Source organism: Photorhabdus bodei, from assembly GCF_003287735.1.
GTDB classification, from domain to species: Bacteria; Pseudomonadota; Gammaproteobacteria; order Enterobacterales; family Enterobacteriaceae; genus Photorhabdus; species Photorhabdus kayaii.
Genome location: NZ_NSCM01000049.1, coordinates 1 through 15078, shown reverse-complemented (window position 1 = coordinate 15078; position 15078 = coordinate 1). Strand labels below are relative to the sequence as shown.

At 39.3% G+C, this 15078-nt stretch carries 14 protein-coding genes; 7 read left to right on the top strand and 7 right to left on the bottom strand.

Annotation, left to right across the window (positions count from 1 at the left end; genetic code table 11):
* Nucleotides 1-7: 7 nt before the first annotated feature.
* From CKY02_RS19470 to CKY02_RS19445, 6 genes are read right to left on the bottom strand one after another with little or no spacing between them, the layout of a single operon-like run.
* Nucleotides 8-1135, bottom strand: a complete 1128-nt coding sequence (locus CKY02_RS19470; protein WP_112896570.1) for an NAD(P)/FAD-dependent oxidoreductase — start codon at nt 1133-1135, stop codon at nt 8-10.
* 2 nt (nt 1136-1137) lie between these two features.
* Complete coding sequence (locus CKY02_RS19465; RefSeq protein WP_167405341.1) at nt 1138-2631, bottom strand: methionine--tRNA ligase; 1494 nt, start codon at nt 2629-2631, stop codon at nt 1138-1140.
* A gap of 2 nt (nt 2632-2633) precedes the next feature.
* On the bottom strand, nt 2634-3002 hold the full coding sequence (locus CKY02_RS19460; RefSeq protein ID WP_112896568.1) for a cupin domain-containing protein: 369 nt from the start codon (nt 3000-3002) through the stop codon (nt 2634-2636).
* Nucleotides 2999-4366 (bottom strand): diaminobutyrate--2-oxoglutarate transaminase family protein, encoded by a 1368-nt coding sequence (locus CKY02_RS19455; RefSeq protein ID WP_112896567.1) that lies wholly within the window; start codon nt 4364-4366, stop codon nt 2999-3001. Before CKY02_RS19455 ends, CKY02_RS19460 begins: the two co-directional genes overlap by 4 nt.
* Before the next feature lies 1 nt (nt 4367).
* Complete coding sequence (locus CKY02_RS19450) at nt 4368-5693, bottom strand: lysine N(6)-hydroxylase/L-ornithine N(5)-oxygenase family protein (protein WP_112896566.1); 1326 nt, start codon at nt 5691-5693, stop codon at nt 4368-4370.
* Nucleotides 5694-5745: 52 nt separating this feature from the next.
* Nucleotides 5746-6705, bottom strand: coding sequence for an LLM class oxidoreductase (locus CKY02_RS19445; protein WP_112896565.1), 960 nt, complete (start codon nt 6703-6705; stop codon nt 5746-5748).
* Nucleotides 6706-6847: 142 nt separating this feature from the next.
* Here CKY02_RS19445 and CKY02_RS24945 point away from each other — a divergent pair, with 142 nt between their 5' ends.
* The 7 genes from CKY02_RS24945 to phoA all read left to right on the top strand — a co-directional run bounded on the left by CKY02_RS24945 (nt 6848) and on the right by phoA (nt 13933).
* Nucleotides 6848-7015, top strand: a complete 168-nt coding sequence (locus tag CKY02_RS24945) for a hypothetical protein (protein ID WP_167405340.1) — start codon at nt 6848-6850, stop codon at nt 7013-7015.
* An 87-nt stretch (nt 7016-7102) separates the two neighbouring features.
* Nucleotides 7103-8041 (top strand): LysR substrate-binding domain-containing protein, encoded by a 939-nt coding sequence (locus tag CKY02_RS19440; protein ID WP_112896564.1) that lies wholly within the window; start codon nt 7103-7105, stop codon nt 8039-8041.
* A 310-nt stretch (nt 8042-8351) separates the two neighbouring features.
* The gene (locus CKY02_RS25920) at nt 8352-8705 is read left to right on the top strand and encodes a glutathione binding-like protein (protein ID WP_238399248.1); all 354 of its coding nucleotides are present in this window, start codon (nt 8352-8354) and stop codon (nt 8703-8705) included.
* A 187-nt stretch (nt 8706-8892) separates the two neighbouring features.
* Nucleotides 8893-9024, top strand: a complete 132-nt coding sequence (locus CKY02_RS26435; protein WP_274382204.1) for a hypothetical protein — start codon at nt 8893-8895, stop codon at nt 9022-9024.
* Complete coding sequence (locus CKY02_RS19430) at nt 9017-10462, top strand: 4-hydroxyphenylacetate 3-hydroxylase family protein (protein ID WP_112896563.1); 1446 nt, start codon at nt 9017-9019, stop codon at nt 10460-10462. The genes CKY02_RS26435 and CKY02_RS19430 overlap by 8 nt, the downstream gene beginning before the upstream one ends.
* A gap of 385 nt (nt 10463-10847) precedes the next feature.
* The gene (locus CKY02_RS19425; RefSeq protein ID WP_240002097.1) at nt 10848-12386 is read left to right on the top strand and encodes an alpha/beta hydrolase-fold protein; all 1539 of its coding nucleotides are present in this window, start codon (nt 10848-10850) and stop codon (nt 12384-12386) included.
* A gap of 104 nt (nt 12387-12490) precedes the next feature.
* Nucleotides 12491-13933: an alkaline phosphatase gene (phoA, locus tag CKY02_RS19420; protein WP_112896562.1), complete on the top strand. Its 1443-nt coding sequence runs from the start codon at nt 12491-12493 to the stop codon at nt 13931-13933.
* A 585-nt stretch (nt 13934-14518) separates the two neighbouring features.
* On the opposite strand, the gene CKY02_RS19415 is transcribed toward phoA, so the two are convergent.
* The coding region (locus CKY02_RS19415) for an IS630 family transposase (RefSeq protein ID WP_112896561.1) at nt 14519-15078 on the bottom strand (560 nt) is incomplete at its 5' end.

Sequence of the window (15078 nt, the reverse complement as noted above, 5' to 3'; positions counted from 1 at the left end):
ATTTATCTTAATAAGTAAATCGTGAATAGGAGAAAATCTGATTTTTCTGTTTGAGAAAATCAGTCGAAAGTTCAGTTGGCAATAGGTTTAATGTAATAATCTCAGACACCGCTAAAGCGATTTTATAGCCTATACCACAGAATCCAGCCGCAACAAAACATCTCTTTTCTTCATCGATAAAGTCAAGAATAGGGCGTTCATCTGGTGTATATGAATCATATCCTTTAATGATAGAGAGAATATTGCTTGGCTCATGTTTAAATTTTGATTTTAGGAGCCTTTCGCTGATATCGTTTTCAATAATATTATCATTATATTCTATATCTTCTGGTGTCTCGGCAGCATTTCTAATCTTAGATCCGGCTTGATAGAAATATTCAGCAAGTGGCACGATATGCGTGCCGGTTTCGGTATCTATAATTGGCATATTTGTACTGTAGGAGGTACGGATATTTGCCAGAGGGATACTTTTAGCATTAACGGGCAGTTTATATGCCAGTGTTTTTGTCCATGCACCGATGGCTAAAATAATATAGTCCGCTTCAATGGTTGAGTGAGCAAGTTGAACGATGGCTTTACCATTTTCGGTTGTTATTGCATGTACTTTGGTATTCTCTAATACTAGATTCCCCGTATCTCTAACAACTTGTGCTAAGTTTGAGGCTGTATGTCTAATATAGCCAAATCCGCCATTGGGCTCAAAAAGGATAATTCGGTTGTTATGCTTGGAATAACATCCATTGGTTAATTCGAAAGCTTTTTCGGCGGATATGAGCTCTAAAGGATAGAGACTGTCGCTATAATCCCTGATACTTGTTTTGACTAATTCAATATTTTTCTGATTGAGTTCGGCGGCATAAATAATACCTGTCTGTTTGAGCGTTTTTTTAAATATTTTTCCTACCTGACTCTCTTGCATTAGCTCGACACTTCTTCGTGTGAGCCTGGCAATTTCCGGATCAGGATCATGTACGCGGAATAATGCACCGGAGAATTTAGTCGCGCCATTACCGCCAATAGTCTCTTGCTCAATGAGGGAGACATTGAGTCCTTTCAATGCCAAGTTTGCAGCAACTGTTGCGCCAACTATTCCCCCTCCTATAATGGTAATTCGTATGGTTTTATCTGTTTGCATAATTAAACACCTGGCCTTGATAAATTTAACAATGAACAGAAAGCCTCTATATCATGGTGAGTAATATATTCTTTTAATTTTTGGGACGTTTTGGGTATTATCGGCTCAGATAAAATTGCAAATAAAATAGCAAGATTCTTGTCTAAAATATTGTAATTTAATTTTGCGTTTAATAAATCTAACATCTCCATTAATTCAGCCGAAATTTCCTTAATCGAGAAATTATCGTATCTGGAATAGGTTTGCCATCTTTTGATAATTTTTGTTTCTGATTCTGATAATACGATAGGGCTGGTGGTATTATCAGAATTCATTTTTTCCAAATTATCAGATATTTTGGGCAGCAGATAATTAAAGATATGATTCCGCCATGTCCAGAACTCTTCTACGACAAAGTTTTCAGAAGAGTGTTCTGGCGATATTAGAGAGACATAGAACCTGACACTATCAGAACAGGCATTTTTGACGATATCTTTCACCCAAATCGCATGATTGCGGCTGGTTGAAAAATCTTTTCCATCCAATTTTAAGAAAAAGTTAGTATAGAAAGCATGTTTAAAATGTAATTCGTCGTTCAATAATATTTGAGCCGGGTACGCAAGAATATGGCTGTAAGAACAATCCATACCTAAAAAATTAACTATGCAAGTATTATCATCATAAATAAGGTCATAAGGACTATCTGCATTGGCATTTTTTTCAGAAAGTTCTTTCAGTGTTGCTAAATATCCGGCTAGCCCCATAAACCAGGTATGAATACGATGATTTTCATCAGAATAGAGTTTCAGCCCTGATTCATTGGGGCGAGTCACGCCCCACTCTTTTATACCATGCGCAAAAGCTTCCTCGACCCATTCTGTTAATTGTGGCCTCATGGGAGAACTAAGAATTTTCTCTTTTAATTTATCGGCAATCACCGGCAGTAATAGAAAGTTGCGCTCAATATGTTTATAAACAACGTTTTCATTGCACAAAATACAACGCAAATTTTTCATTTCAAATGCGTCCGGTGCCATTGCGCAGGATTCACATTGGCTTGGATCTGAACTTTCACCACAATGATTACATTCACCTCTGGCAAAGGCTTCATAGCCCCATTTTTCACATTTTTCACAATAAGGTTCTAAACTCACCTTTGGTGCAATAATGCCTTGGTCTAAACAAGAGTGATAGAGCATCTTGACGGCATCTTCAAAATAGCGGTTATCGTATGACTCTAGCCAATGATCCAGTTTTATATCAATTAAGCTCAATGATTCCTGTATTTTTTTCGAATTCTCTTTTGCCAGTACTGGCGCACTTATGCCTGTTTCTTCTGCTTTGCGTTGTAAATAAGATTGATAATCATCTGAATAGGATATCAGATAACACTTTTCACCCTTTAAACGCTGAGTGCGAGTAAATATATCTGCACTTAAAAATGGTCCTGCTATATGACCAACGTGCAGATCGCCATTTGGTGTTGGTGGTGTGATGGTGACAATGTATTTATTCATTATTAATCCTGCTCTAACCTGGTAAGAAAGTTCAATGTACTTTCCTTGTCCCACCATATTGTATAAAAGTGGAAATCTTCCTGATTGTTATTTATTACATGATGCTCAGAGTCTAATGGAATAAGAATTAAATCCCCTTTGGTGACAGGAAAATCTTCGTCATTTATTCTTATAATGGCATTACCTTGGATAACAATAAATAATTCATATTCATTGTGGGAATGGCGGAAACTTTTAGTTTCTGGTCGTACAATACACCATGCACCCCCAAATGGCGCATTTAGCCCCTCCCACGGTAAAAGCCTTGAACCGTCCAGATCATATTCATGAACCATTGAATCCCAATCCATTTTACGAATAATATTCATCATACACCTTCCTCTAAGAGTTGAAATTCATTCATATAGGCTAAAAATGTATTTCGAAGAATCTCTATGGCTTCTTCAATGGTATCACTACTCACATTGAGTGGTGGAAGAATGCGTAATACCGTATCGTTTCTTCCACCTAATTCTGTTATTAACCCTTTATTTAATGCTATTTTTTGAATATGTTTTGCCGTTATTTCACACGCTTTACCTGTTCTGGTGTTAAGAATTTCAACACCTATCATCAAGCCTTTACCACGAATTTCACCAATGATGTTAAAATTATTTTTCAATGCGGCGAGATGGTTTTTAATTTGTATTGATCTCTGTTTGACATTCTCTAATAAATTATCACGATTTATTATTTCGATGGCTTTTGTACCTGAGGCGAATGCCAACTGATTTCCTCTAAATGTGCCAATATGAATACCTGGCGTCCAATTATTGAAATCTCTCTTATAGAACATAAGGGAAGAGGGTAATCCTATTCCACTGGTGCCTTTTGAGGTAACAAATATATCAGGCTCAATACCGTATTGTTCAAAAGCATACCAGGTTCCGGTCCTGCCGCAACCGGTTTGGATTTCGTCAATAATAACCGGAATGGAATAGGTCTTTGAAACTCGGATAATACTATCTACGAATGATTTTTGTGCGGGATAAATTCCACCTTCACCTTGAACAAGTTCCAGAATGATTGCAGCAATATTTCCTAGCCCAGAGTTTGCATCATTTAAGGCGGATTCAAGATATAATCCGGCATCAATATGATCTGAATTGAGTACCCAACTTTCCGAGGATTGAGATTCTGAGCCATAGGGGAAGAAATGGACGCCCGGCATTTTTCCCGGAATATTTTTCTTCATACTTCTATTGCCAGTAACGGCAATAGCGCCATGGGTACATCCATGATAGCCACCCCTGAAACTAATAATTTCTTCAGCCCCGGTAGCTATTTTTGCCAGCTTAATGGCTGCTTCAATGGCATCCGCACCTGTTGGCCCACAAAAATGTATTTTGTATTTGTTGCGCAGGCTTTCAGGTAGCATACTTAAATGTGCCTCGGTAAAAAGTTCTTTGGCAGGCGTGGGAAAATCCAAGCCTAAACAGAGTTTTGATACTTGTGCATTTACTTCGGCAATTAATTCAGGATGAGAGTGTCCTAAAGGTAAAGAGCCGGCACCGGATAAAAAATCAATAAATATATTACCGTCGATATCCTGAACATAACAGCCATTGCCTTTTTCTAGAGAAACCTGAATTCTTTTAGGGTATGACACGGCACTTGATTCTTGCTCTAGCTGTTTTGCTAATGCGATTTTTGAAAAGGGACCTGGTATTGTGGTGTGAATATTAACCTTATTCATTTTAAGCCTCGATTTTATTTTTATTATGAATAGATTTTTTAATTTTTATATTTTTTTCGATAGAGTCAATAATTTGTTTGGATCTAATAGAAACTAAACTCAATGAGCCGGCATCACCTAAGCCGTGTGAAGATTCACATAATCCGTTTAGATAAATGCCTATATCGGTAGAATTAATCAGATCTATCTTGTAATCCCTGCTTATTATGATTCTGTTATGACTATTTTTACTTATTAATGGATAGAGTTCTGCCAGAAGAGGTGGACAGATTTCCTGATATTCTTCCATACCTATATCTTTAAAACCTGTGGCGGAGACAACCATATCGACATCTATTTGATATGTTTCTTCTAGCCCATGGTTTTTTACTATTTGTAATGAAACAACAGAATCCTTCACGCTAGATTCAACAATATCCGCAGAGTTATGAATTTTGATTTTATGCTGACCAAAATATTTATCTCTATATATAGTCCGATAAAGTTCATTGAGAACATCACCATCGGAGGCAGAGTAGTTTGTCAGATTTAAATCTCTTTTTAATCTTGCTTTATGCTCCTCTTTACTGTTGAAAAATGTGTCTACAAATTCAGGAAAATAAACTTCGCCTGTAAATGGCGAGGTATCTTTCAGTCGGTAGCCAAATTTCCTTGATACACCGTGAATTTCAAGGTGAGGAAATTTGTCTGCTAAAAATATCATTATTTCGATGGCAGATTGACTGCCACCGACTACAGCGATACTTTTTATTTTCCCACTGGAAATATGACTAATGGTTTTGTTAAATTCTGCACCGTGAATTAAATGATTATGGTCAAGTTGTCGCAGAGATAAAGGAATATAGGGTGTTCTTCCTGTTCCGACTATCAGGTTTTTACATTGATAGGTTTCTCCTCCGTTTGTTTTGACTTCAATGATTTTATTTTCCCCATGATAATTATCAATAATTTTCACGGATGTTATCGATGTTGAATAGCGAACGACTTTATCGAAATGTTTGGCCGCCCATTTGATATAGTCACGGTATTCATAGCGATATGGAAAATATAATCCCAAGTTTAAATGTTCAAATAGCCTGTCATTTTCAAACAGATAATTGATGAATGAGTAGTGGCTTTTGGGGTTTCTTGGGGTCGCAAGATCCCGTAAAGGGTGGTTTTGGATATCAGAGTTTGTTAATAATAGCCCGGCTTGCCATTCGCATGATGGTTCTTTTTCAAAGAAAAGCACTTTTTTATGGGGTAATTCTTCCTCCAGTGTTATGGCTAATGAAATATTGGATGGCCCAAATCCTACGCCTATGATATCGTATTCCACCTGGTTCATGTAAAATTCCTTAAATATTTAAATTTTTATTAGTAATAATTTTTTTATTTTTTTAGATAAAAGCAGGTAATACTTCTTCGCCGATTTCTTGAATAACCTCTTTAGAGGGCCTTTTGCCATACTGAATACCAAGAGCCGCGTGATTAACTCCGACTTCTTGCCACTCTTCCAACAATTCAATCAGTCCCAGGCGACCAGTTTTCAGGATAAACCCGCCATTTGTGGGTGTTCTGGGATAATATTTGTCCTCAACTAAATCAATCCATTCATTAGTTAAGTGCGGTTTGAACATATTTCCCGGGATATGTTGTCTAAATTCGCTAATATTTTTACCGAGTCTGGCGACGCCCTCTTTATTATGAGTTTGAATAGGATAGGTAAACCATCCATCTGAATTTTCTGCAATCCATTTGATATCTTGCTGCCCACGCCCAGTGACTATTAGGGGGATAAAATCATTGACCGCCTTGGGGATTAGGCGTAAATTCCCATCAATATAACCTAATGGGCTGTTAATGGTGCGATTGTTGTTATCCAACAGCGCTCTGAACATATTGATTGATTCGACAAACCGCATCCCTTTTTCATTATAAGGTATGTTATAGGCAGGGAATTCTGACATTCTGTCTCCTGCGGCGACACCCAGTATTAACCGGCCATTTGATAATTGATCAATAGACGTTGCTTTCTTGGCTAAATCGATTGGGTGCCGCAGTGTAAATATGGCACTGCCGAAACCGATGGCGATTTTGCTGGTTAATGCGGCTAGCCAGGCGGCATAGACAAATGGATCGAAGCCCTGACCTATATCGCCAAAATTGGGATCGAACAACGGGATATCTCTCAACCAAATGGCGGAAAAGTTTTGTTGTTCGATTTCACGAATGAGATCGATTTCAGGTTTAATATCAGCTTCTTGATTTAACGCTCTGAGAGGTAAAAACATGCCGATGCTGATTTTGTTCTCCTTGAATAAGTTGGTATACGTCTTATGCTTTGAATAATTGAACATAATAAATCCTCAATACTATTTTAACTTTTAGCTGACTTGAATAATTATTTCAGTTATTAATAATTATCGAAAAACTAGCATTAAAAGTAAGTAAATTAAAGCTATATTATTTAAACGCCAACTGTAGTTTTTCTAAATTTGCATGTCTTATTCTGTTTACATTTACTGTTTTTCCGTATGGGTGTTGAAGTTCAGTTTTATATATACCCTATGGATTTCAAGATGCATCGCGGCGGCAAGGGAGCGAATCCCCGGGAGCATAGATAACTATGTGACCGGGGTGAGTGCAGCCAACAAAGAGGCAACTTGAAGGATGACAGGTATATTGATATCTGTAATTGGCATGGTAGTATCTTTGTCATATAGAGGACATACAGTGCACACTGGAGAATAAAATATGAGTTCTATTTTGCCTCTGTTAGCTCTCAGAGCTTTTACTGAAGTTGGTCGACGGGGCAGTGTTAAAGCTGCGGCTGCTGCAATGGGCGTATCTCCTGGGGCGGTCAGTCAACAGATTCGTATTTTGGAGGATAGAATTGGTTTTGCGTTGTTTTTAAGAACGTCTAAAGGTATAAAGCTTACTGCTAAAGCAGGTCGGGTTTATGAGACGTTATTACTTTCGTTTGATAATATTGATAAATCTATTAAGTCTCTTAAAGCAATGCAGTTCGAACATAAAGTCTCTATAAATACCACTTCGTCATTCGCCGCATCGTGGCTGATTCCCAGACTAAAAAATTTTAATGAGAAATATCCTAATATTGAAGTTAATATAGAAGCTTCCAATGAATTGGTAGACCTCAAAAGAAGTTCTACAGACATTGCTGTGCGACATGGGCTTGGTAATTATCCAGGTTTAATATCTACCAGGTTAATTGCACCGGTATTAATTCCCGTGGGTACGCCGGAACTTTTAGGATCAGGACCTCCGATAAAACATGTTGAAGATTGTCTGAATTATCCTTTGTTACAGGATTCAGATAGATCTGATTGGCATTTGTGGTTAAAAGCACACGGAATTAATGAAGAGACGAAAGCAAGACAGGGCTCCAGTTTCGAAGATGATTTTTTACTGGCTTGCGCCGCTTTAACCGGCCAGGGTTTAGCATTGGTGCCCGAATTTTGTGTTGAAGAGGAATTGCTTTCTGGCCGGCTTAAAGTTGCGCTAGAAAAAAAATGGCCTTCCCGATTTGCTTATTATGCGGTGACATTGCCAGAAACTCTATTTCGACCTGAAATTGTTAATATTATTGATTGGCTTGTTGAGCAGTCTAATTTGTCTGACGATTGCGTGGAAGAATGTTCATTAGCTTGGAACCAATCTGAATCATTGTGATATGTCATTACGGTTTTTCACGATTAATTGATCCACAAGAAGATAAATAGCTTTCTTGTGTACTTTGATGTTCTCATTCTTTACTGACAACACAATAAATCAATAAATGTAATTTATGTGTGTAGAAAGGAACACCGTGATATTCATTTTCAATTTATGATAATTAATGGTATTTTCATTTATTTAGCGGTATAGAGAGAAATTGAATGCTGGCTCTCTATCAATAATATTTTAAATGCGAGTGATATTTTAACAGTTAAATTATTAAGCGTTTGTCTTGAGGGGAGATATATACCCTATGGATTTCAAGATGCATCGCGACGTATTGAGACAACGGGTTCATTTTGGATTATTTGTAACTGAAAAAAATCATATGGTCATACAACGATATCGTTGCTTAACGGAAGAGGCTTTCTCTACGCTGAATAAACGGCTTAGTGATCGCCCCTTTTTCGCCGGAGATGAGTACTCCATTGCTGATATTGCTAATTTTGGCTGGACCCATATCGCCAGAATTATTGACTTTGATTTTAGGATAGAGATCACAGATACTCAGGTAAATTTACTGAAATCTTTTATCGAATCATTGTTATTCAATCTATACCCTATGGATTTCAAGATGCATCGCGACGGCAAGGGAGTGAATCCCCGGGAGCATAGATAACTATGTGACCGGGGTGAGCGAGTGCAGCCAACAAAGAGGCAACTTGAAAGATGACGGGTATATACTGAATATGTAAAATAATAGATAGGAAAATTTAAATGGCAATGCTTGACAATAGGGCAAGGAATTATCAAGCTTTTGGAGATCGATTTACCTAAAATCAATTCTATATCCTATGGATTTCAAGATGCTTCGCGACGGCAAGGGAGCGAATCCCCGGGAGCATGGCGAACTATGTGATTGGAGTGAGCGAGTGCAGCTAACAAAGGGCAACTTGAAAGATAGCGGATATATTTCGGAGGAAATTGTTAATGTCTAGGACTGGTGAGGAATATATTGAAAGCCTGCGTGATGGAAGAACTATTTTTCTGAATGGAGAAAAGATCACTAATCACGTGGATCACCCTGCTTTTCGGAATGCAATTAGAACCGTAGCTTCACTTTACGATTACCAGGCAGCACATGCTGATCAGATGACGTTCGAAACGCCTGACGGTAAGCGCGTTGGTTTATATTGGGAGCTTCCTACTACTCGAGAGAAATTAATTGCCAGAGGTGAGGCTGCGTATGCCTGGGCAATGCAGAGTTGTGGTTGGTTAGGTAGAAGCCCGGATCATGTTTCCGCTGCGCTTACCGGAATGATGACTCACTTGGAAATATTCGAGGAATATTCTAAGGATAGAGCTGAAGCGTTAAAAAATTACTATTCCTATGCCCGCGATAAAGATATTTATTTGTCTTTCACCTTAGTCAATCCACAAGGTGATCGTTCCAAAACGCCCAGTGAGCATATAAAAAATGAATTTCATACTCTTGGTGTATTGGAGGAAAAACCGCAAGGGATAATTGTTCGCGGGGCAAAGATGTTAGGGACAGCCGCCATCCTTGCAGAAGAAGTTGTGGTTGGCGTGTTTAATCCACTCAAAGAAGGGGTTGATGATAAATATGCTGTGTCTTTTGCCTTACCATTGAATACAAAAGGAATAAAAATTCTTTCCAGAAAGTCCTATGAAATAGGCAGCAATAAATTTGATTCCCCTTTATCGCATCAATTTGACGAAAATGATGCTGTCGTTTATTTCGACGATGTTTTCGTTCCGTGGGAAAGAGTGTTTATTTATAAAAATACAGAGATGTGTCGCCAGCAATTTCTGGCAACTGGCGCTGACGTTTTAATGGATGTTCAAGGTATGGCTCGGTATGCCGTTAAGCTACATTTCTTAACGGGTTTGGCCCATCAACTTACCGAAGCCACTGGTGTCAATGAGATTCCTGCTGTTCGTGAATCATTAGCTGAGCTTGCTTGCTGTGCCACTAATATTGAAGGGCTTTTTCGTGGTTTGATTAATAATCCTGATCGACATAATGAGTATTATATTCCTAATCGCTCACAACTGTATGCTTGCCAGGTCTTATTACAATCAACTTATCCAAAGGTGATAGAAAACATCAGAAAACTCTCAGGGGGTGGTGTGATTATGTTACCGTCAAACTATATTGACTTAGCAAATCCAGAAATTCGTGACTTAATAGAAAAAACGCAATATTCAACTTTGTTGGCACCCATTGAACGAGTAAAATTACTGAAATTAGTGTGGGATGCTATTGGTTCTGAGTTTGCATCACGTCATACTCAATATGAAATGTTCTATTCAGGCGCGCCTTTTATTGCTCTGTCTCGTGTTTATGAAAAATATGATTGGGATTTTGCTAAAAGTATGAGCAGAGGGATTTTAGACTCTATTGATGTGAGTTGAATTCTGTATTTAATTCGAATGCAGTTAATCAGTTTTATTTTTATCGAATGTGAAGAAGCGGGATAGATTATATCCCGTTTTTTGTTATTTAATCGTTTAAAAGATGAGGTGACTTGATTGATAGCATATTGAAATGTTAAATTTTTTATGTGTCCATCTATAAATTATTTCATCTTGTTAGAGAGTTATTTTGCTGAAATATTTTGACATATTTATATCTTGTTTTTGAAAGTTAATACACAAATTATTCTATTAATAATAGTAATTGTTCTTATGCTTAAATAAAAATTTAGTGCATGATTTGCCGCGTCAAAAAATCGAATACCAACAATCAACAGTCAAAAAAGAGAATAAAATGAAAGTAAACATAATGATATGTGCTCTTATGGCTTCCTTTAATGTCTTTGCCTCTCAGTGCCACAAAATAAACTTTCAGGAAGATCAGCAAATAATAACCGGGAATTTTAATTCTCAAGGGGGAGCGTGTATTGAGTTTAATATTCAGCCTGAACATTATGTACGTGGATCGGCATTGGGTATGCGGAAGTTAGTCGCGCAGAAGGGTAATCAACAACATATTCGTACGCTTTTCACTGATAACCCGGTGGATGCTCGTCAGTCAATTGGCTTTACTGTTCCTCTGGCGGGAAAATACCGGTTGGCAGCCAGGGGCAACGCAGGAGAACCGTGGCAGCTTACATTGTCATTTCCATCTTATATTCCCAAGGATAATGATTATAGGCAGCAGCCAGAAAGCCTGCGTCTGAAACAACTTCAAACTGAAATTGCACAAGGAAAAGGCCCCCATGCCTTCTGGCGGGAAATAACCCGCAAGGGTGCGCCGTTGATTGAAGATTATGATGATAAAAATAAGCGCGTCACTTTCCTGTGGCGCGGCGCGAAAGCGAATGTCTTTATTCTGGGTGCACCGAGTGGTGATCATGATCCGATGTCACATTTAGCAGGTACTGATGTTTGGTTTCGTAGCTATATCGTTCCGTCAGACACCTTGATGCAATATAAATTGGCCCCGGATTTGCCGCGGATTGAAGGCTCGGCTGACGAACAGCGTAGGTCGATTTTGATTACTGCACAGGCCGATCCATTGAATAAAAAGGTCGTGCCGGCTGTATCAGAGGATGTGTTTAACCATGATTCATTGTTGGCACTAAGGCCAACTCTATGTGATATCGCACAATTTAAGCAATTGCCTTTTCAGGGAGCGACTAAACTTCATCAGTTTGAAAGTAAGATTTTGGGTAACAGTCGAGAAATTGCGATTTATCAACCGGTTACTCCGATGAAACAGCCTGCTATGTTGGTGCTATTTGATGGGCGGATTTACCGCAAACAGTATTATATTGATAGATTCTTTGATTCCCTGATCGAACAGGGCAAGATCCCGCCTATGTATGTGGTGTTTATTGATAGCTTGGATAGTGTACGTCGAGGTCAGGAATTACCACCTAATCCTAATTTTGCTGAATTCATGGCGAGTGAGTTGATGCCGTGGCTGGCGGCTCAGGGTATTAAAGCGCCGGCAGAACGCACCATTATTTCAGGTTCCAGTTATGGTGGATTGGCATCTGCATGGGTGGCATTTAATCATCCTAAATTATTTGGCAATGTCCTTAGTATGTCTGGTTCGTATTGGTGGGCTCCTCAGGGAGAAAAGCCTGAATGGTTAATCCGTGAATTTGCCAAAGCAGAGAAAAAACCTTTGCGTTTCTACTTACAGGCGGGATTATTTGAAACCAATCGCGGGGAATTGGAAGGTATTTTATATAATAATCGCCGCATGAAACAGACGTTATTACAGAAAGGTTATCTGGTTGAATCCAGTGAAGTTTCTAGTGGTCACAATTACATTTCGTGGTGTGAAACTTTGTACTATGGAACACGGTCGTTAGTAACGAAATGGTAAGTTAATTCTATTTTCTTCACATAATTGTCACATAGTTTCTTTAGTATCCCTTTATCAGATAAAGATAATTTTTACTCCGATTACGTTTTAATAAGGAAACCTTAATGTCAAACAAGTATAAGAAAAGTTTGGTTGCAGTCATGGTCTCAACCTTAATTTCAAGTGTCAGCTTACCGGTATCGGCGGCTGATGATCAAAATGCAAATCAAATTATGGCGGAAGGTCGGGCAGTAAAAGGTAATATTACGGAATTTGGTGGTGCTCGCCGTATGACTCAAAATCAGACTGAGGCATTAAAAGCGGCGATAAATAATCATAGAGCTAAAAATGTTATTTTGTTTATTGGTGATGGTATGGGAGATTCTGAGATTACTATTGCCCGTAACTATGCGGAAGGTGCGGGTGGATTTTTCAAAGGAATTGATGCCTTGCCATTTACGGGTCAATACACTCACTATTCTCTGGATAAAAAGAGCCGTAAACCCAACTATGCGACGGATTCAGCCGCTTCTGCCACCGCTTGGGCTTCTGGTGTAAAAACCTATAATGGCGCATTGGGTGTTGATGTATTTGGTAAAGATCATCAAACTCTGCTTGAGCTGGCAAAAGCGAATGGTAAAGCAACGGGCAACGTAACGACGGCCAGGGTGCAGGATGCCACGCCAGCAGCACTGTATGCGCATGTCACTGACCGTGGCTGTTATGGTCCGCAAGAGACGATAAAAAAATGTCCAACGAATGCGCTAGAAAATGGCGGGCGTGGTTCGATCACCGAGCAATTATTAGTGGCTCGTGCTGATATCACATTAGGTGGAGGTGCCAAGATTTTCGCCCAGAAATCGGTTGTTGGTACTGGCAAGGATAAAACGTTGGAACAGCAGGCACAGGAACAGGGTTATCAGTTGGTCAGGGATGCTAAGTCACTGGCATCCGTGACTAGAGCGGATCAGAAAAAACCGTTGTTGGGCTTGTTCCATGAAGACAATATGGACATTGCTTGGGAAGGACCTAAAGCCGTTTATCACGGTAATATTGATAATCCCCCAGTGACTTGTAAAGTCAACTCGAAACGGAATCCTGATGCGCCGACGTTGGCACAGATGACGGAGAAAGCCATTGATCTGTTAAAAGAGAATAAGAATGGTTTCTTCCTGCAAGTGGAGAGTGCTTCTATTGATAAGCAGGATCACAAAGCTAATCCTTGTGGACAGATTGGTGAAACTGTTGCATTGGATGAGGCGGTACAAGTTGGTTTGAAATATGCGCGTAAACACGGTGATACATTAGTTATTGTCACAGCTGATCATGCTCACGCCAGCCAGATTATTGAAGCTGATATAAAATCTCCGGGGCTGACTCAGGCATTAATCACGAAAGATGGTTCGGTGATGGCAGTTAGCTACGGTACTTCTGAGGGTAAGGAACAGGAACATACGGGTACTCAGCTACGAGTGGCTGCTTATGGCCCTCAGGCAGCCAATGTTGTAGGTCTGACTGACCAGACAGATCTATTCTTCACGATACGTGATGCGATGAAGTTAAAGTAATTTTTGGGTGGTTGGGGAATAAGTGGTTGAGGAATAAAGAGTTAAGGCCGGATATTCTCTGGCCTTAATTTTTTTGTTTTTTTAGTGTATATTTTTCTCTAATTACATTGGTAGGACAAATACAGCTGTGAACTAAATAAAATTATTGAGAGAAATACTCTAGATTTGAGGAATAAATTAGTGATATGGAAAAAGCCATTAAAGTTAGTGATGCAATTTTAAAGAAATAATTAGGCTGTATATAGCTACTTTGCATATGCAGAAAATGTAAAGTCTTGCCTAATAATGCCCATAAGCAGGAAGCTGGATATAGAGTTAAAAGTAAAATTACCATTGAGGATAAGTATATATACCGAATGAACTTCAAGATGCTTGAGTCGTCAGACATAAAAACATTTAAATTCAACAACATAATCGTTTTTCAAACATGCACTTTGAAGTATCTTGAGTATATACCCTATTGATTTCAAGATGCATCGCGGCGGCAAGGGAGTGAATCCCCGGGAGCATAGCAAACTATGTGACCGGGGTGAGTGAGCGCAGCCAACAAAGAGGCAACTTGAAAGATGACGGGTATATACCCGTTTAACTTGAAGATGCAGGATTCAGAACCTGGAAGTTGTCATTAATACGGCACGACAGATTCCCGGCAAGTTCCGGTAATATTTCCGTAAAAAAGCGATGTATCGCCTGCCTGAACAAGGTCGTCGAGGCGAAATAATGGTTATTTCTGACCTGTTCATTCATCACCTTCCACAGCCTTTCTATCGGGTTGTATGGCGGTAAGTAATGAAGGTCGATATTCATCACATAAGCCCAGTCTTTCACCAGCTTACTCCGGTGGTAACCGGCTCCGTCAAGGATAATATGAACCTTCTGACTGACCGGATAGGTTTCACGCAGGGCAATGAAGAACTCGGCGATATGATAACTGTCGATACGGTCATATTCGCGTACCACTGTTTTACTGATATCGGCCAGATTCAGGGCACCCATCAGGTTCAGACGGGTGCGGCTGCCCGTGGTTTTCACCGCGGTTTTCTGGCCTTTGCGCATCCAGCCATAAGCGAGTTTCGTCCCCTGCGTGGGATGGACGCCATCAATGAACAGGATGGGCTCTTGGTCTCCGGCTTCCTGCTTCAGTT